We start from the raw sequence: 17,442 nt of genomic DNA, 5'->3' as shown, positions 1-17,442 counted from the left end.
AATCGGGCTTGGTCTAATTCGAGAACATTCACATCACAGGTCAGTACTTCAATATTGCTTAAACCTCTTAACTTTGCTTGCCCGAGAATATGCTTTTTCTGGGTTGCAGAATTTGAAACAGCCGTAATCTGTGATCGTGGATAGTTTTCTGCCATCCACAAAGTTAAAGAACCCCAACCGCAACCTAACTCTAAAATCTGTTGACCATTTTTAAGTTGTGCTCTTTCACAATAAAGCTGAAGTGCAAGCTCTTCTGCCTGATCTAAAGTTGTTGTTTTGGTGGGAAAGTAACATGCACTATATTTCAGTCTTTTTCCAAGCACCGCCTGAAAAAACTCGGTTGGTAACTCATAGTGCTGCTCGTTTGCCTTATCAGTTTCAACGGCGATTTCGCTCTTTTTCAGCATATTAAGCACATCCATATAGCGCTGTGCCCCTTGTTCAGGGTCATAACGGCCTTCCTGAATTAAACGCTTTTTGCTTAAAGCTCGAATTGCAGCCCGAATTGCATGGTCTGGAATCACACCACTTTCAACAATTTTCAAAGACTGATGAACGATAAAATCCATATGCGCACCTATTTTTTTGGTTTCCGCGGTATAAACATTGACGTTTTTTGTTGATAATCAAGATAATTTTGACCGCGACTTTTAATTGCCTGTTTTTCACTAAATGGAATACCCGTGACGTAATATAAAAATAGCCACATGAGTAACGGATAAATCCACAATACGTATTGGCCTGCCGCTAAACCAATAATTGGATAGGCAAACCAGTGTAACCATTCAAAAAAATAATTGGGGTGACGTGAATAACGCCATAAACCCTGATCCATCGTTTTGCCATGATGATCTGGATTTAATTTAAATCGGTATAACTGCTGATCAGCGAGCTGCTCTCCAATGAAAGCAATTGCCATGATGACAGCAGCAATTACTAAAGCGACTTTATATCCACTACTCCATTCAGTTGCCTCTACATTGAGGAGCATCCACATCGGCAAAAAGAACAAAAGCACTAAAAGTGTTTGAAAGATAAAAAAGAATAAAAAGCCAATATGCTGAAACTTACCCATCGCTTTACGCATGCTCGCGTAACGGCCATCTTCTTTTTGTTCAGATTGATAACGTCTTAACAGGTGCCAAAATAATCTTAAAAACCATAAGCCGCTAAAAATACCAATAAAAAGGCGCACTTCAACTGGGGCAACTGAAATGAGTAAAGAAGAAACAATAATGTTCACTGCCAGACAGAAACTCCATGCAGCATCTACAATTCCAGCTCGGCCATTTAGAGTGGCAAGTAGCCAGCTCAGCAACATGATCATTAAATCTAGAATCAGTAAATTCAAAAACATCAGCAGTCTCCTTACTTGAGCTGTTTGAGCTAGTAACTGGTACTTTCAAACAACAAGTGAACATTGCTTATCACGCCTTCTTTAAAACCGCCTTCGCAATAACATAAATAGAAATCCCACATCCGAATGAAGTTTTCATCGAAACCTAAAGCCAATACTTGTTCCCGCGCTGCTAAAAAACGTGCTCGCCAGTGATGAAGTGTGTGCGCATAACTTAAACCAATATCATTTAAATGCTTCAACCTTAAACCACTCTCAGAGGCGGTTTGAGTCAATACACTTATGCTAGGGATAAAGCTACCAGGAAAAATATAGCGCTTAATATAATCAACTGTATTTAGTGCTTTTTTATATCGGAAATCTTCAATGGTAATGGCTTGAATAAATGCCAAACCTTTCGGTTTTAAGAGTGCTTTACATTGATCAAAGTATGTCGATAAATATTGCGCACCAACCGCCTCAACCATCTCAATTGAAACCAGCTTATCGAACTTACCTTCGAGCAAACGGTAGTCTTTAAGTTGCACATCAATTCGATGTGCCAAGCCAGCTTCATTTACACGAGTAACGGCTTCATCATATTGAGCTTGTGAAATGGTAATTGTGGTTACTCTACAGCCATAATGTTGAGCTGCATAAATTGCAAAACCACCCCACCCACTTCCAATTTCAACCAAATGATCTAGTGGTTTTAAATCTAACTTTTTACAAATGATCTCTTTTTTTAAATCAGATGCTTCTTCGAGAGTCATGTTTTCATTTTCAAAAACGGCGCTCGAATACATTAAAGACGGATCTAAAAATAATTTAAAAAAGTCGTTGCTTAAGTCGTAGTGCTCGGCGATATTTTTACGGCTACCACTTATAGAATTCTTCCGGTTTTGATACCAAGCTTTAAGAAAAAACTGGCTCGCTTGAGCAATAACATTCTGGTTGATTTGGTCCAATACAGCTCGATTACGTGCCAAGATCTGAATCAACTCGACAAGGTGCTCGCTGCTCCAGTCACCACGGATGTAGCCTTCTGCTGCTCCCAAAACACCATTTTTTAAAATGAGATCCATCAATAAAGGATTGTGGACTTCAATCACAGCATGTAAGTCTGAAACTTCACCGACCGTCCCATTCCACGCGCCCTGAAAAGTGATCTGTCCATGACGTAGTTTGAGAAGACTCTTGAGCAATAACGGTAGTGAGTCATCTTCACCATAAAGAAATGTTTTTATCATGTCTTATCTACCTTGATCTTTTTAGGATGACGATAAAATGGAACTTTTTTTCGCCACAACTTAAATGCCTCTAAATATATTGAAAACAACATTTTAAAAGGTGCTAGGCTGTTGATAAGAGCATATCGATATTGCTGTGAAGGAAATGTGATGGGCACAAGTTCAAAGCGCATAGTGGCATCAAAGACTTGTTTTTTCTCTTCAAAGAGCTGCATATGAATAACATTTTGTAAGTCTGAAAAACTAAACCGCCAACGGTAAGTCAACTGCATAGGCATGAACGGCGAAACATGAAATGATTTTTCAAAGTTAAAATCGAAACTCTGATAATCACCCACCTGACCTTGTTGTTTTATACAGTCGTGTGTATAGACTTTTCGCTCATTCCACGGGGTATTGGTAATTTCGCTAAGAATAAATAGCGGTTGGCCTGTTTGACTTAAAACAAAATAAAATACGACTGAATTAAAGCGAAAACCCAAACAACGAGGCAAAGCCAATACTCTAATTTGCCAATCTGAACCCATATATAAGTTGTTATTTTGCAGTAGCGCTTTTCCTACTCGATCCCTTACCGAACCGCTATACATATTTAAAAAATCACTTTCGGATAGTTTTAATACATTCCAATGATCAGTCGACCAAAATAAACAATCTTGTGTAATTTCATTTAATTGATCTGGGTCAAACCATAAATAATTTAAGGTCGATGTAAATTGGTGAGTTTTGGGACTATAACGTCTGTGACGAATAAGTGCGGGAGCGATAGCCATTTTATTTAATAACATTTGATAAGCTCCCGTTTTATTTTTATAACGCTAAGAGTTGCTCAACAACACGTGCTGCACTGCGAGCGCCATCTTCATGAAAGCCCCATCCCCAATATGCTCCACAAAATGAAGTACGATTTCGTCCACTAATTTCTTGCCAACGAGATTGAGCTTGAATCTCGTTTGCATCAAATACCGGATGTCGATAATGACGTTCAACCAAAATATCTTCGGCTTTAATTTGCATATTGGGATTTAAAGTACAGAAAATCTGAGTTTTGCAGGGTAAGTTTTGTAAATTGTTCATCCAATAGGTAAAACCATAATGTATGGCAGACTCATTGTTTTGAACTTGCGATGTAGGAGTTACATGTACATGCCAGCTTGCCCACTGCAAACGGCTTTTAGGCATAATTGAAAGATCGCGGTGCACCACCATATGATTATCTTGATAATCAAACTGACTTAATATCTCTTGTTCAAGCGATGAAGCATCTTTTATTAAACCTAGACTATCATCAGCATGACTTGCAAAAATCACCCAGTCATATTGTGCTTGCCCTTCTGAAGTTTCGATCCACACGGTTTCAGGGGAACGGCTCACACCTTTTACTTCTGCAAACTTCCATTCTAGCGATGGGCAACTCTTTTGAATAGCACGAATATAACTTGCCGAACCGTGTTTAACCGTTTGCCATTGTGGCCGCTCTTTTAGCTGCAACATACGATGATGCTGAAAAAAACTTACCACAAATCGATATGGAATTTGGCCTACCTGCTCAACAGGTGCCGACCATAATGCACCGCACATCGGATAAAGATGCTCATAACGGAACTCGGCACTATATTTATGTTGATCTAAATAGTCTTCAATCGATAAATTTGGATCAATATCCGCCACATCTATATCTTTATTATCATCGTAAAAACGCAGCAAGTCTGAGAGCATTTGTAGAAATTTACGATTTAAAAAGTTTTGCGGACGAGCAAAGAGCGACCATTTTTTTGAAGGATTATATTGAAGCCCACTCACCAAATTATTTACCGAAAAACTCATATCACTATATTGGGTTTCAACTCCCAAATTTTTAAGCATGTCAGTAAATAACGGGTAGTTATAGTCATTAAACACAATAAAACCGCTATCTACCGCTATCTTAGTACCGTCTATATCAAGCTCATGCGTATCTGTATGACCGCCAAAATAGTTATTTTTTTCATATATCGTAACCTGATGTTGTTTTGACAATTTCCAAGCCGCATAAAGCCCCGATATACCTGAACCAATAATGGCAATCTTCATAGTACTTCCCCATTTTCAATTTTTTCTATCGGTAGATTTTTAGTTTTTTTATATTGATAAACCTTCTCTGGTACTGGCTTTAATCCCCATACCAAACCAAATAAAGACATGACTTTTAACACATAAAAGGTAATATCGATCTGCCACCAATAAAAACCTTGACGCACACTACCCGCGTAAAAGTGATGGTTGTTGTGCCATCCTTCACCTAAAGTAATTAAAGAGAGGAAAAAGTTATTACGGCTATCATCATCCGTATTAAACTCTCGTGAACCATAACGATGCGCAAGTGAATTAATACATAAAGTCGCATGTGTTAACAGCACAGTAGAAATCACAAAACCCCATACCAAAAGCTGTAAGCCATTGGTACCCAACGCAGGAAAACGCTGCGCCAGCCATGAACCTAAACCGTAAATTGCCAAAGCCGTCAAAATCACAACAGGTAAGCTAAATCGGTCAAGCCAAATCAGTTCCGGATACTTCAACCAGTCTTTAATGACTTTTTTTCGAGTGGCAAAATTCTGTTCGTTTAAAAACCAGCCTACATGCGAATACCAAAAACCTGCTTTCGCTGAATGCGGATCTTGTTCGGTGTCAGTAAAATGATGGTGATAACGGTGGTGTGCTGCCCACCATAACGGTCCGCGCTGTGCACTCATGGTTCCAATCAAGATAAAAATAAATTGGACAATACGGGAGGTTTGAAAGGTTTTATGGGAAAGATAACGGTGAAAAAAAGCGGTAATTGCAAACATGCGTATTAGGTAAAAGCCAAGCATGAAAATCACAGCAAACCAAGACACCCCTACCCAAAAAGCAGCTAAACAAGCGATGTGTAATAGAATAAAAGGTATGATTCTTAACCATTGAATTTTCTTTTCAATGACATATTCGCTAGAAGCATCCATTTGCGCATTTTCTGAATCTGACCAGCTATCGATCCAGCGTAGAAAAAATTTAGACATTGATTCTTCCTGATCTAAAGCATTTCTTTTGGTTCTAATTTAGAAAATGCGCAATGAATTTTATGTGAAGTTCACAGATTTATGAGCCAAATTTAAAAGCCAACATAATCAGCGATTTCAATAATTTGTTTGTGTTGTTTTAATGAGTTTGGAAACATCATAGCCATAATGTTTTGCCGTTTGCAAATAAGAGTTATATGTTGCTTGATCAATTTGAGGGCTACGAGAAAGAATCCATAAATATTCTGTACTTGGCCCACCCACCAAAGCGACTTGATAATATGGGTCAACTCTAAGCACCCAATAGTCACCTTTGGTAAAAGGAATCCATCTTAAACCGGAAGGTAAGAAGCTTACCTCTAGTTTACTATTACCTTCATTTTGCGGATAAGCCACACCTTCAGATGAAATCACTTCGCCTTTTTTATTCGTACAACTATTTAAAACGCCCACGGTTTTATCTGCGTTAATCGAATAGGTTGCTGTTGTATTGGCTATACAATTACGCTGAAAAAACATAGGTAAATGCGCAATCTCATACCACTTACCTACATATTTATTAATATCGATAGCGTCAACAGCTACGGGTTTAGTGGTAGTTTCTGCATAGGTACTTAAAGGGGCCAATAGACTAACCGCGGCCAGACTGCTACTCATCACAATTGATTTAAATAATAATTTCATCATGATCCTCCTATATTTATTTCATGTGTTTAAACATACTTCAGAGGGTTGTGAACAAAGTGTGAAATTTAAAATTAAGCAACATTTATAGGTAGTTAATTGTATTTCTATGGAGTATCTGCAATTGGAAAATCAAGCTCAAAACATACTCCTACAGCCGTGTTATAAGCACGGTATGAGCCATGATGTAAATCCATAATAGAAGCCACAATAGATAGACCTAAGCCTCCTGTCTGACTCTCATCAGTTCGGCTTGAATGACATTGGTAGAATCGTTCAAAAAGATGTTCAAGTTGATGTTCAGCAATTGAAATACCACTGGTTATCACACTTAGGCTCACCATATTCTTGTGATCAAGTGTTTTATATTTACTTGTAACCAAGATAGTTCTGTTATAGCCCCCATGAACCAGCGCATTTAAAACAAGGTTGTAAACCGCTCGTTGAAATAACTCTGGATCTGCAAATAACATTGGAACTTCTAGATTAAAACTAATGTGGCAGTCTTGTTCCTCAAATTGATATTCAAAAATCTGGCATAGCCCATCTAAAACGTCCTGAATATTGATTTGCTGTTTGTTAACAAGCACCATTTTTTGATCAGCTCTTGCCAAGAACAACATGCTATCAATCATGCGTTTTAATCTGTGATAATCCTCTAAATGAGACACCAACAAATCTTGATATTGCTCTACTGAACGCTCATCTGTTAAAGCAATCTCGGTTTGTCCTATCAAGTTATTTAACGGCGTACGGAACTCATGTGCGATATCTTCAGAAAAACGATTGAGCTGCGTATAGCCCTTTTCAATACGTTCAAGCATATGGTTTATATCTTTAGAAAGCAGCTCAACTTCTAAAGGTGAATTTGGTAGGTCTAAGCGTTTTTGTAGCTGATTTACGTTAATTGAGTGAGTTTGCTTGCGAAGCCGTTGTAGCGAACGCAACCCTAAATGGCATATCAAAATACAAAGAGCAAAAATTGCAAGAATTCCTCCTACCACATACATCAAAAGATTCTTTTGAAATGGTAAAAGAATATTGATGCGCTCAGACCACTGTTTACCCGCAATAAGCAGATAAGGTTCCTGATTAATAGTGATGGTTTTCCATGCAATTCGCGTTGGATATGAGTTGTTAGCCAAGTCCTGAAATTGAAGATTTGTTCGCTCTGCAAGCTGAGGTAGCTGAATATGGAGTGGATTGATATTAATTAAAGCTTTGTCTTTATGAATGAGTAAAAATAAGTTGTCTTGGTTGCCAAGCATGTTTTGATACAGCTTAGGACGCGCAATAATTTGCTCAACATTTTCACTGTCTTGTAGCAAAATTTCCAAACGATTAATTCGGTCTACTAAAGCTTTATCTTGCTGCTTTAATAAAATTTGGTTAATGCCTAAATAGGTCATAAAGCCGACTGAACATAAAATGAGAGCCGAACAAAGCGTGACCAGTATGGTAATACGGACTTCAAGCGAACGCAGAAATTTAAAGTTCATAAGCTAACCGAAATTTTATAGCCCAAGCCACGGATGGTATGGATAAGTTTTGGTTCATATCCTTCATCAATTTTGCTTCTTAAACGGCGTACTGCAACGTCAATAAAGTTAGTATCAGTGTCAAAGTTAATATTCCAGACCTCAGAACCGATTTGTCTACGCGTCACGATTTGTTCTTTATTGACCAATAAATAACGTAATAAGTTAAATTCGGTTTTACTCAGTTCGATTAAGTTGCCATTACGCCATACTTTATGCCCCACCAAATCCATTTTTAGATCACTTATAGACAACTCATTTTCTTGCAAATACTGCTGTCGTCTTAACAAACTTTTAATGCGTGCCAAGAGTTCAATATAGGAAAAGGGTTTAGCCAAGTAATCGTCTGCACCTAACTCTAACCCTTTCACTCTATCCATGACCTGATCTTTTGCTGTTAAGAAAATCACCGGAATTTTTGAAAACTGGCGTAGTACCTGTAGTACGCTCCAACCCTCTATGTCCGGCAACATCACGTCAAGAATAAGCAAGTCATATTGATCTCTTTTTAGCATTTCCAAACCTTGAAGCCCTAAATGTACGCACTCGGCTTGGTATCCGGATTCTTTTAACCCTTTGACCAAATAAGTGGCGATTTTGATCTCGTCTTCAATAATAAGGATACGCATTTTGTAGAGACTCATTAGAAAAATGACAACTTTGTAATGTGATTGTCATGCTTGAAATTAGGCAATTTGTTTAAGATTTTCAAAGCGACATAGAGGCAATCATTATGAACAAAATAAACTGGCTGCTACTCACAACAGTGCTATTTGCAAATAGTACTTTTGCACAGCCCCCTGCTTTGAATCAAGTTTATTCGTTAGATCTTAAAACCGCCCATCTGCTAGCCGACAGTGCTAAACAGGCATGTAAACAACTAAATCAAAATATTGCGGTCGTTGTCGTAGATCGTGGCGGTAATACTTTAACTGCCGAGCGGCATGAGTTGGTAGGCCCGCATAATTTAATGGCTGCCGAGAAAAAAGCGTATACCGCATTATCGACCAAAACATCGACCTTAGTTTTAAGCCAAAACAGTAACCAAAACCCCGATGCAAAAAATTTAACTACCGTAGCAAATTTACTTTTGTTAGGCGGTGGCGTACCTGTCCGTTTTGAGAACCAAGTGATCGGCGCAATTGGGGTTGCGGGTGCTGGCGGCGCGCAAAATGACAATCAGTGTGCAAGCAAAGCCATTGAAACCGTTTTTAACTCATAAGGAGCTACATCACATGAATAAATCATTTATTGCTTTATCTTCTTTATTTATAGCCTCAGCTACATTTGCACAAACCAATCCGCTTAGCGTGCATGTATTAAACCTAGAGACAGGTTTACCCTCTTCTCAGGTTGAAGTGGTTTTGGAGAAGAACACCAATAACCAGTGGGTGAAACTCAACCAACAAGTGACAGACTCAAATGGTCGTATTACTGCGCTCTATCCGGAAAATAAAAAACTAGAACAAGGTGTTTATAAAGTTACGTTTAAAACAGAAGAATGGTTTAAAAAGAACAAACAGCAAACGTTCTTTAGCGAAGTACCCGTGATTTTTAAAGTGGACGGCAGTGTAAATCACTACCATATTCCGTTACTGCTCAGCCCTTACGGTTACTCAACCTATAGAGGCAACTAAAATAAAAAACCCTTTATCTGTTTTAGGCAGATAAAGGGTTTTGTTAAAACATCTTGCTACGAACAAATACCATTGTTGACGACTACTTTTTTATTTGAATCTAGCGCCAAGATGGAAGAAGAAACCGTATTAATAATCTGGCTCATTGCCTCACTTGAAGCACTAACAATTGCTTCAAGTTTTTTAGCTTTTTGATCAATCGGCTGTTTAAAAGCAATTCGACAATTGAGCTGCGAACCCGCATTTGTGATGACTTTTGGATTAGATGATTCTAATTGAGTAGGCGGTATTTGACGCTTCACCACCCAAGACACTGCAACATTGATATTGCTGTTATCTACAATATCGAAATGAGAAAAGTCTGTAGAAACTCGGTATAAAGGCTGATTATTTCCAGCAAGCCCACTACTATAGCTATCAATAGCGCCTAATTTTTGCTGTAAACCCGCCGACAAGGTATCACGTAATTGCGTACTCATGGTCGAAGTCCAACGCTCATTATCCAGTACAGTTGACTTGCCATTACTGTCCTGTAGCACCAAAGGCGCACGATCTAAACGGTCTGGAAGACCAACCGGTAGAACTTCAATAACTCGAATACTTGAGTTGACTGCCGGAGTTACTTTAGGGCTAATCGTATAGTAATTTGGCGTTGGCGAACTAGAACAGGCTGCCATAGCAACCGCTGTTAAAAGTACCCCACTCCCAAGCAGCCATTTGGCTACCTGAGAGTGTTGAAATGATTGGTTCTTTTTATTTTTCATCGTTGGCCTCTGGTCTCTTACCACGAATAATAGATTCAGGATGTTGCTCAATATAATCTGACATGAGCTGTAAAGAAGCAGCCGCACGAGTCATCTGTTGCAGTGCTTTACGTACGTCTTGTTGTAACGGCGCATCACTCGACAAGATAGACTCGGACGATCTTACAGTTTTACGAACATCGTCTAAGGTTGCCTGTAAACCAGGTGCGACTTTACCGTCTAACTGTTTAACCAGCTTGTCAGTAGACTCAATAGCTGTATTCATGTTCTTAAGCGTTTTACGAACATCTTGCCCAATTTCTACTAACGGGAATTTGGTTAACTTGTCAGCAATTTGAGAAACCTGCGCCTGCAAACCACTTAGCTCTGTTGCAGTGGTTGGAATCACTACACGACCATCATTTAGCGTTTGTAAAGTTGCCGGTTTAGCTTTAGGGAACTTGTCTAACGCAATATAGTTTTGGCCTGTTAAGAGGTTGCCCGTTCTCATTTGTGCACGCCATCCATGCTCAACAAAATCTTTGAAAATTTCACTGTTTGGATTGAGTGCCAAGCCATTTTCAACGCGTGACGGATAAATTACCGCCTCAACACGCATACGAATCTGTTTATAGTTGTTATAAAACTCTGCATTAATTGATTTAACACTACCAATTTCAATACCCATGAAGTCGATTGGTGCACCAACTGCTAACCCACGTAATGAATGATCAAAGTACATAATCACGCCACGCGGTTGTCCATCTGGTTCTTTTAATGCCTCAGCTTTTGAGTCCCAAAGATTAAAGTGACTCTTATTGGCTGCTACAGTTGCATTTGAGTTTTCAGGGAAACCAAACGCAATACCACCAGCGACAATACTTGCAAGCGACTGAGTATCTAAATTAAAGCCTGAAGCATTTAAGGTGACGTCTATACCACTTGCCTGCCAAAAACGAGCGTCTGTTGTTACAAACTTATCATACGGCGCACGAATAAAAGTCTGAAGCTCTACGCTTTTACCGTCATCTGCTAAGTTATAGGCGGTAATTTGCCCTACGTTAATTCGACGATAATAAATCGGTGAACCGATATCTAAAGACCCTAAATCATCGGCTTTTAGGAAAAATACTTTGCCCGGTACATCTGAGGTAATAACGGGTGGTATTTCTAACCCCGTAAATTCAAGTTTTTTCTCGGGCGATTTCCCGCCATCCACTTCAATATATGAACCCGACAATAAGGTATCTATGCCTGAAACTCCGCTCGTCCCAATGCGTGGCCGCACCACCCAAAACCGTGAATCTTGGGCAGCAAAGTTGCTTGCATCTTTACGTAAATCAATACGTGCAATAACGCGCGAACGATCTTCTGCAAGAGCAATCTGCCGTACCACCCCAATATCCACTTGCTTATAGCGAACTGTTGTTTTACCTGCGACTAAACCCTCGGCTGTACGAAAAGACACTTCAATCGTTGGCCCATTCGACAGTAACGCTTTCACCGCGAGTGAAAGTGCAATTAAAAGTGCAACCAGTGGGACAATCCAGATAAGTAAAGGTTTCCACCGATTTTTCTTTTCTTGAGGTTCTGGTAAATCATTCATGTTTTCCAGTTCAACATCTGTCTCATGATGATCTGAGGTACCGCTGGTTGTTTTGTTTTCAGACATACTCATTTTTCTTTTATTGACTGGGATTAATGGAATCATTATTCAAGGACGAGTGCTCTGCCTGAATAATTGTGGCTTTTTCCGAGGAAAACTGATTGGGTTTATTCGTATTTTGAGATGAATAAAAATTATCCCAAATAATACGTGGGTCAAAACTTAAAGATGCAAACATGGTCAAAACCACAACTGCACCAAAGGCGATAGAACCCGGCCCTGCTAAAATAGTGGCAAGCGATTGAATTTGAATGAGAGCAGTCAATAAAGCGACCACAAACACGTCAATCATAGACCAACGCCCGACAAATTCTACAATTCGATAAAGTTTAATACATTGCTCAGGCGCAAATTTCCAAGCTGCCGATGACTGTATATATACAACCAATAACAGGAAATACAAAATAAATAGCTTAAGCATCGGAATAAAAATACTGGCCATAAAAATGACCACCGACACCAAATAGTCTCCATTTTGCCAAAAGTAAATCACGCCACTCATAATGGTATCTTGCTGACTTCCTAAAAGAGAGTCAGTCACCGTCATGGGCAGCACATTTGCCGGTATATAAAGAATAGTTGCAGCAACCACTAAAGCAAAGGTACGGTTTAAACTTCCCGGTTTACGTTGGTGCAGCACACTGTGGCATCTCACACAGCGTAAAACTTGATGTTTTTTACCAGCGACTGCTTTATCTACTTTTGATGAGTTTAATAACCCGCAGCAGTGACACAATATAAGTGAAAGATCTTTGGCTCTTGGATATTGCTTTAGAACCGTATCGGTATTTTCGGTTTTCACTGTAGTCACATTTTTTATTGTTTTCATAATTGTGACCTATCAATTTCGTTCCATATGTCACTGACTTTTATGGATGTAATATAAACCATTAATAGGCTTAAGACCGCAAATGCCCACAAGGCAATTTCGGGAATAACCAGCACCATACCCATTAACTTTACGAGAGTGACCAAAATTCCAATCAGGAACACCTCAACCATTCCCCACACTCTCATAAAATAAAGTGTACGTAAGGCACCGACTAAAAACTTGGGGCGTCTTTTAAATACACTCACCGTACCAAGGACATAAGCCATTAATAACAAATATGAAAGCGGCACTATAAACGTAGTGATTAAAATGAGGACACCAACGAAGGCCCGATCATAATGAAACATCACCCATACGGCACCGAGTAAAGTGGTTTCGGATATATTGCCTTGCAACTCAATTTTTACAATCGGAAAGCTATTGGCAATAACAAATACAATTAAGGCCGTTAAAATTAAAGCTAACAACGTGGTAAACGGTTTGGTATGCCGATAAAGTTCCGCACCACAGCAGACACAATAAGCTCTTTTTCCGTAAGCAAGCGGGACTCTACGATAGACGGTATCGCACTCCTCACAACCTGCTAATTCTTTAAGCTTCATAGTTATACTCTAAGGTTTATCGTTTTACTGTGTCACATAAAGCTCTGTTTATTACTAAGATAAATTAAAATATTAATCAATCTAAAAGCTATATCAGACAATGGAAATTTTAGAATAAAAATTACCGTAGGTGCTGTTCAATATATTGTTGAAACTGCTGAATAATATGTACAGATTGTGTGGTGGAGTTGAAATAGAGACCAAAATTTAAAGGCTTAAGTTCCGGCAATACATCACTTTGTATGCGATGAATGTCTGAAGGAATCTGAAAACATGATCTCAAGCTTATGCCAATACCTGCCCGTACAGCAGGCCATAATGCTTGAACAGAGTTACACTCATAAGCAATATGCCAAGCCAGCCCCGCCTGTTCAAGTGCCTCAATCGCCATATGTCTTAACATACAAGGTTGCTGCAATACCACGAGTGGAATAGAAGCTTTATCTTCAATAATTTGCTGAATATGCGCATGGGCGCAAAACAACCATTTTGTCTCGACACTTTTGAGTTCATAAAAGTTTTCAATTACGGGGGGTTGCTGCCAAATAAGCGCCAAATCTAGTTCTTGCTTTTGTACTTTCTCTATCAAATTCTGATTTCGGTCGACCTGAATCTGAAACTGTACATTAGGATGCTGCAACATAAACTGAGCGATGAGTTGTTGTAAGGTTCCCTCAGCAAAATCTTCTTGTAGACCAAAACGAATGACGCCACTGGCCTGAGTCCGATGTAGTTTTAAAAGCACCGTATCATTAATCGCCAACATGTTTTTAGCATGGCTCAATAACAATTCACCACTAGGGGTTAATTCTAATAAACGCCCCTGCTTTCTAAGAAGCTGGCAGCCTGTTTGTTGCTCTAATTTTTTTAATTGCGCGCTAATTGCGGCCGGTGAACGGCATAAGTGTTGTGCTGCTAGCTGATAACTTCCAAGCTCAATTCCTTTAACGAACGCACGTAAGGCGTCTAAATCAAGATTGGTTGGAAGTTTGGCATAATCATTCATAAAAACCGAATCATTGGTTAGAAAAGTTTTGATTTTTTAAACTATAACAAACTGCCATATTAGCGACAACAGCATAAGTGTTGAGTCCTAAAATGTTCAGAAAAATTGATATTCATAACTTAGAAAGTATTTCGCCCAAGCTGTATGAGTTCGGCAAAGACTACTTATTTGCAGATATTTGGCAAAGGCCTGTGCTTGATACTCAAACACGTTGTTTTATTACAATCACTACACTTGTTTTACAAGGGCGTTATTCACAGCTCGAATGGCATGTCAAAAATGCCTTAACTCAAGGCATCACCAAAGAGCAAATTATTGAAGCCATTACGCATATTGCTTTTTATGCAGGCTTACCTACTGCCATTTCCGCACTTGAACATATGCCAGAGGAGATATGGTCATGCCCATGATTCGTTTTACGACTAGTTATGCATATACAGATCTTGAGAAAGCTCAAATTTCGAAAATTGTGCAAACTTGTATGGAAAGTTATTTTGATACTCCCCCAAATGATTGCTTTCATTTCTTTGAACACTTAGCTCAAGGCAATATATATGTTGATCCTAATTACTGGGTGGAATCTTCCCGCACTGAAAAATTTATGCTGCTATACATCACTTCTGGTAAAGCCAGAACAGCTCAGCAAAAATCAGATTTAATGCAGCATGTAACAGCACAGCTCCATCAAAAATTTAAGATTCCAGAGCAGGATGTTATGTTTGTGATTGTACAAAATAGCCCAGAAGATTGGTGCTTTGGTCATGCACAGCGAGCTGATCTTTACTTAAAAACCTTAACATCAGTCAGTTAATCGTCTCAATTAAATCACTCCAACTTACTATTTTTAATAAGCTAAATTTTCTCAAATATAAAGCTTCTTTATATTGAAGCTTTATATTTTTATATAAATCTATCTCAAATAAAAAATCCTAAAATTACATTTTCTTTAAAATAACTCTTATTATAAAGATTAATTTAAATGTACTTTAAATATATTAAATTTTAATTTATGTGACATATTTAACAGAAATTTAATTTTAAGTAGATTGTTTTTTAATTTATAAAAAAAGAACCCCACCTTTAACAAAAAAATAATAAAATACACTAAATATCAATATCTTAATAAAAATCACTTCTAATAAATACAGAATAAACGCGATATTTTTTCACAAAATATTCTTTATATTATTGTAAGTAAATTTTACCTTACATTAAAAAAATAAAAACCAATTTAATTACTCAGAATTACCGGAACACCTTGAATTGGAAGCAATTTAAACTCATTAATTTTTATAATTAAACTTAAGAAAAGCAATAAAATTGAAGGTTTGCTTAAGTAATTTTCATATTGTATTTTAAAAATGAAAAATAAATAAATTTATATATTAAAGATAGATCTAATAATAAAAGTGAGATCAAAATGATTGAATGGTTACAAGGTGTTTTAAAACACAGCCCCGAAATATTATTGTTCTTATCACTCGCAATAGGTTTCTGGATCGGACAGTTCCAGTTCGGAAAATTTCAGTTTGGCGGAGTCGCAGGCTCCTTACTTGTAGCGGTCGTTTTAAGTCTTATTGGCGTACCGGTCGATAACGGCGTTAAAGCAATTTTGTTTGCTCTCTTCATTTACGCCGTAGGGTTTGAAAGTGGCCCCCAGTTTTTTAAATCACTCGGACCACAGTCCATAAAAGAAATTCTTTTAGCTGTATTTATGGCAGTGTGTGGTTTAGTCACCGTTTTAGTCATGGCCAAAATTTTCCATCTGGATAAAGGTTTGGCTGCCGGACTCGCCGCTGGTGGTATGACTCAATCTGCCATTATTGGTACTGCCGGAGATGCCATTTCGAGACTCGATTTGCCTCTAGCTGAAATTCAAAGACTTCAAGCAAATGTCGCGATTGGCTATGCCGTGACTTACATTTTTGGTTCATTGGGCGCGATTATTGTTTGTGTGAATATCTTGCCTAAATTTATGGGTAAAGAAATTCACGACGATGCTTTGAAAGCTCAAAGTGAACGACTCAAAGGTGCTTTTGAACTCGCGCCGGGTCAAGAACTTGCAATGCCGGAAATTGTTGGTCGTATTTATAAAGTCAAACAAGCCAACGGACACACTATTGCGGAACTTGAAGCAAAACAAGCCAGTATTACGATTGAACGGTTAAAACGTAAAGATCAGTTTATTGATGTTGCTCCCGAACTGACTTTACAAACTGACGATGTCGTCTTACTGGTCGGTCGCCGCGCCAGTGTAGTTTCGGTGGCTGACCAAATCGGACCCGAATTACAGTCATCGCAAGGTATGGAAATGATTATGGATACCAGTGATGTCATCCTACGAAATTCCAAATACATTAACCGTACCTTGGGAGATATTAAAGCCAATACTCCTGCGTATTTAAAACACGGTATTTATGTACTTGCAATTAAGCGTAATGATGAATCTCAACCGTTAAGTGACGACACCGTTTTAAAACAAGGCGATGTAGTTACCGTATATGGTACAAAAAGCGACCTCGACCGTTTGGTGAAAGAAGCAGGCAAAGCCTTGCCTGAAAGCTTAAAAACAGACTGGATTTTTCATGGTGCAGGCCTTGTGGTCGGTTTAGCGATCGGTCTTTTTGTGATTCGTTTAGGAGATGTGCCATTAACGCTTGGTGCTGGTGGTGGCGCGTTACTCTCGGGTCTTCTCTTTGGTTGGATCCGAAGCAGAAATCAGGTGCATGGCAATATGCCGTTAGCGGCTTCACAGCTTCTTAAAGACTTGGGGTTGGCAGGCTTTGTTGCAGCGGTCGGCTTACAATCAGGTTTACAGGCCATTCAAACCATTAAAGAAAGTGGTCTTTCACTCTTTATGATTGGCGTGGTGGTAACCCTAGTTCCTCTCTTACTTTCCATGCTGTTTGCTCGTTATGTTCTGCGTTACAGCAACGTTGCAGTGATGGCTGGTGCGCTATCTGGTTCACGCAGTGCAAACCCTGCATTTGGTGCAATTTTAGACAAAGCAGGAAACTCGATTCCGACCGTTCCATTTGCAATTACCTATGCCCTAGCAAATGTGTTCTTAACCTTACTCGGACCACTGATCGTAGGCTTGGCCTGAT

The 17,442-nt window shown here is 38.8% G+C and carries 19 protein-coding genes; 5 read left to right on the top strand and 14 right to left on the bottom strand.

What is annotated here, in order from left to right; all coding sequences use genetic code 11:
* The 9 genes from J582_RS19600 to J582_RS19560 form a co-directional block, all read right to left on the bottom strand.
* Window positions 1–569, bottom strand: a 569-nt coding sequence (locus tag J582_RS19600; RefSeq protein ID WP_032048435.1) for an SAM-dependent methyltransferase, incomplete at its 3' end; no start/stop codon positions are given.
* Between the two features lie 8 nt (window positions 570–577).
* Window positions 578–1,357, bottom strand: a complete 780-nt coding sequence (locus J582_RS19595) for a DUF1295 domain-containing protein (RefSeq protein ID WP_031983266.1) — start codon at window positions 1,355–1,357, stop codon at window positions 578–580.
* A 29-nt stretch (window positions 1,358–1,386) separates the two neighbouring features.
* Complete coding sequence (locus tag J582_RS19590) at window positions 1,387–2,586, bottom strand: SAM-dependent methyltransferase (RefSeq protein ID WP_031983267.1); 1,200 nt, start codon at window positions 2,584–2,586, stop codon at window positions 1,387–1,389.
* Entirely contained in the window at window positions 2,583–3,374 is a 792-nt protein-coding gene (locus J582_RS19585) for a DUF1365 domain-containing protein (RefSeq protein ID WP_031983268.1), read from the bottom strand. Before J582_RS19585 ends, J582_RS19590 begins: the two co-directional genes overlap by 4 nt.
* Before the next feature lie 22 nt (window positions 3,375–3,396).
* On the bottom strand, window positions 3,397–4,659 hold the full coding sequence (locus J582_RS19580; RefSeq protein WP_031983269.1) for an NAD(P)/FAD-dependent oxidoreductase: 1,263 nt from the start codon (window positions 4,657–4,659) through the stop codon (window positions 3,397–3,399).
* The gene (locus J582_RS19575) at window positions 4,656–5,627 is read right to left on the bottom strand and encodes an acyl-CoA desaturase (RefSeq protein WP_031983270.1); all 972 of its coding nucleotides are present in this window, start codon (window positions 5,625–5,627) and stop codon (window positions 4,656–4,658) included. Before J582_RS19575 ends, J582_RS19580 begins: the two co-directional genes overlap by 4 nt.
* 117 nt (window positions 5,628–5,744) lie before the next feature.
* Window positions 5,745–6,311 (bottom strand): lipocalin family protein, encoded by a 567-nt coding sequence (locus J582_RS19570; RefSeq protein WP_031983272.1) that lies wholly within the window; start codon window positions 6,309–6,311, stop codon window positions 5,745–5,747.
* Window positions 6,312–6,418: 107 nt separating this feature from the next.
* Window positions 6,419–7,810 (bottom strand): heavy metal sensor histidine kinase, encoded by a 1,392-nt coding sequence (locus J582_RS19565; protein ID WP_031983273.1) that lies wholly within the window; start codon window positions 7,808–7,810, stop codon window positions 6,419–6,421.
* Window positions 7,807–8,478 carry a heavy metal response regulator transcription factor gene (locus tag J582_RS19560; protein ID WP_001221367.1) on the bottom strand — a complete coding sequence of 224 codons (672 nt, stop codon included), beginning with the start codon at window positions 8,476–8,478 and terminating at the stop codon, window positions 7,807–7,809. The genes J582_RS19565 and J582_RS19560 overlap by 4 nt, the downstream gene beginning before the upstream one ends.
* A 104-nt stretch (window positions 8,479–8,582) precedes the next feature.
* Here J582_RS19560 and J582_RS19555 point away from each other — a divergent pair, with 104 nt between their 5' ends.
* Both J582_RS19555 and uraH read left to right on the top strand, forming a co-directional pair.
* Window positions 8,583–9,071, top strand: a complete 489-nt coding sequence (locus J582_RS19555) for a GlcG/HbpS family heme-binding protein (protein ID WP_004708000.1) — start codon at window positions 8,583–8,585, stop codon at window positions 9,069–9,071.
* Between the two features lie 13 nt (window positions 9,072–9,084).
* Window positions 9,085–9,486, top strand: a complete 402-nt coding sequence (gene uraH, locus J582_RS19550; RefSeq protein WP_004707998.1) for a hydroxyisourate hydrolase — start codon at window positions 9,085–9,087, stop codon at window positions 9,484–9,486.
* Window positions 9,487–9,542: 56 nt separating this feature from the next.
* Here the strand turns inward: uraH and J582_RS19545 are convergent, their stop codons facing one another.
* From J582_RS19545 to J582_RS19525, 5 genes are all read right to left on the bottom strand, one after another.
* Window positions 9,543–10,250 (bottom strand): PqiC family protein, encoded by a 708-nt coding sequence (locus tag J582_RS19545; RefSeq protein WP_031983274.1) that lies wholly within the window; start codon window positions 10,248–10,250, stop codon window positions 9,543–9,545.
* Window positions 10,240–11,907, bottom strand: a complete 1,668-nt coding sequence (locus J582_RS19540) for an intermembrane transport protein PqiB (RefSeq protein WP_002049115.1) — start codon at window positions 11,905–11,907, stop codon at window positions 10,240–10,242. The genes J582_RS19545 and J582_RS19540 overlap by 11 nt, the downstream gene beginning before the upstream one ends.
* A 7-nt stretch (window positions 11,908–11,914) precedes the next feature.
* Window positions 11,915–12,724 carry a paraquat-inducible protein A gene (locus J582_RS19535; protein ID WP_031983275.1) on the bottom strand — a complete coding sequence of 270 codons (810 nt, stop codon included), beginning with the start codon at window positions 12,722–12,724 and terminating at the stop codon, window positions 11,915–11,917.
* A complete protein-coding gene (locus J582_RS19530) occupies window positions 12,721–13,329 on the bottom strand; it encodes a paraquat-inducible protein A (RefSeq protein WP_002049163.1) in 609 nt (202 codons plus the stop codon). Before J582_RS19530 ends, J582_RS19535 begins: the two co-directional genes overlap by 4 nt.
* A 121-nt stretch (window positions 13,330–13,450) precedes the next feature.
* Entirely contained in the window at window positions 13,451–14,335 is an 885-nt protein-coding gene (locus J582_RS19525; protein ID WP_031983276.1) for a LysR substrate-binding domain-containing protein, read from the bottom strand.
* A gap of 92 nt (window positions 14,336–14,427) precedes the next feature.
* Between J582_RS19525 and J582_RS19520 the strand changes: the two genes are divergently transcribed.
* The 3 genes from J582_RS19520 to aspT all read left to right on the top strand — a co-directional run bounded on the left by J582_RS19520 (window position 14,428) and on the right by aspT (window position 17,441).
* The gene (locus J582_RS19520; protein ID WP_022575452.1) at window positions 14,428–14,745 is read left to right on the top strand and encodes a carboxymuconolactone decarboxylase family protein; all 318 of its coding nucleotides are present in this window, start codon (window positions 14,428–14,430) and stop codon (window positions 14,743–14,745) included.
* Entirely contained in the window at window positions 14,736–15,146 is a 411-nt protein-coding gene (locus tag J582_RS19515) for a tautomerase family protein (protein WP_031983278.1), read from the top strand. Before J582_RS19520 ends, J582_RS19515 begins: the two co-directional genes overlap by 10 nt.
* A gap of 609 nt (window positions 15,147–15,755) precedes the next feature.
* Window positions 15,756–17,441, top strand: coding sequence for an aspartate-alanine antiporter (aspT, locus tag J582_RS19510; RefSeq protein ID WP_031983599.1), 1,686 nt, complete (start codon window positions 15,756–15,758; stop codon window positions 17,439–17,441).
* Window position 17,442 lies beyond the last annotated feature (1 nt).

Source organism: Acinetobacter sp. 1566109 (assembly GCF_000582255.1).
Taxonomy (GTDB): domain Bacteria; phylum Pseudomonadota; class Gammaproteobacteria; order Pseudomonadales; family Moraxellaceae; genus Acinetobacter; species Acinetobacter nosocomialis.
The sequence above is the reverse complement of the archived record's forward strand: the minus strand, read 5'-3'. Positions and strand labels throughout refer to the sequence as shown.

What these genes read in the sequence shown, in the direction of transcription:
- J582_RS19595 (WP_031983266.1), bottom strand. Translation starts at nt 1,357, where the DNA reads ATGTTTTTGAATTTACTGATTCTAGATTTAATGATCATGTTGCTGAGC.
- J582_RS19590 (WP_031983267.1), bottom strand. Translation starts at nt 2,586, where the DNA reads ATGATAAAAACATTTCTTTATGGTGAAGATGACTCACTACCGTTATTG.
- J582_RS19585 (WP_031983268.1), bottom strand. Translation starts at nt 3,374, where the DNA reads ATGTTATTAAATAAAATGGCTATCGCTCCCGCACTTATTCGTCACAGA.
- J582_RS19580 (WP_031983269.1), bottom strand. Translation starts at nt 4,659, where the DNA reads ATGAAGATTGCCATTATTGGTTCAGGTATATCGGGGCTTTATGCGGCT.
- J582_RS19575 (WP_031983270.1), bottom strand. Translation starts at nt 5,627, where the DNA reads ATGTCTAAATTTTTTCTACGCTGGATCGATAGCTGGTCAGATTCAGAA.
- J582_RS19570 (WP_031983272.1), bottom strand. Translation starts at nt 6,311, where the DNA reads ATGAAATTATTATTTAAATCAATTGTGATGAGTAGCAGTCTGGCCGCG.
- J582_RS19565 (WP_031983273.1), bottom strand. Translation starts at nt 7,810, where the DNA reads ATGAACTTTAAATTTCTGCGTTCGCTTGAAGTCCGTATTACCATACTG.
- J582_RS19560 (WP_001221367.1), bottom strand. Translation starts at nt 8,478, where the DNA reads ATGCGTATCCTTATTATTGAAGACGAGATCAAAATCGCCACTTATTTG.
- J582_RS19555 (WP_004708000.1), top strand. Translation starts at nt 8,583, where the DNA reads ATGAACAAAATAAACTGGCTGCTACTCACAACAGTGCTATTTGCAAAT.
- uraH (WP_004707998.1), top strand. Translation starts at nt 9,085, where the DNA reads ATGAATAAATCATTTATTGCTTTATCTTCTTTATTTATAGCCTCAGCT.
- J582_RS19545 (WP_031983274.1), bottom strand. Translation starts at nt 10,250, where the DNA reads ATGAAAAATAAAAAGAACCAATCATTTCAACACTCTCAGGTAGCCAAA.
- J582_RS19540 (WP_002049115.1), bottom strand. Translation starts at nt 11,907, where the DNA reads ATGAGTATGTCTGAAAACAAAACAACCAGCGGTACCTCAGATCATCAT.
- J582_RS19535 (WP_031983275.1), bottom strand. Translation starts at nt 12,724, where the DNA reads ATGAAAACAATAAAAAATGTGACTACAGTGAAAACCGAAAATACCGAT.
- J582_RS19530 (WP_002049163.1), bottom strand. Translation starts at nt 13,329, where the DNA reads ATGAAGCTTAAAGAATTAGCAGGTTGTGAGGAGTGCGATACCGTCTAT.
- J582_RS19525 (WP_031983276.1), bottom strand. Translation starts at nt 14,335, where the DNA reads ATGAATGATTATGCCAAACTTCCAACCAATCTTGATTTAGACGCCTTA.
- J582_RS19520 (WP_022575452.1), top strand. Translation starts at nt 14,428, where the DNA reads ATGTTCAGAAAAATTGATATTCATAACTTAGAAAGTATTTCGCCCAAG.
- J582_RS19515 (WP_031983278.1), top strand. Translation starts at nt 14,736, where the DNA reads ATGCCCATGATTCGTTTTACGACTAGTTATGCATATACAGATCTTGAG.
- aspT (WP_031983599.1), top strand. Translation starts at nt 15,756, where the DNA reads ATGATTGAATGGTTACAAGGTGTTTTAAAACACAGCCCCGAAATATTA.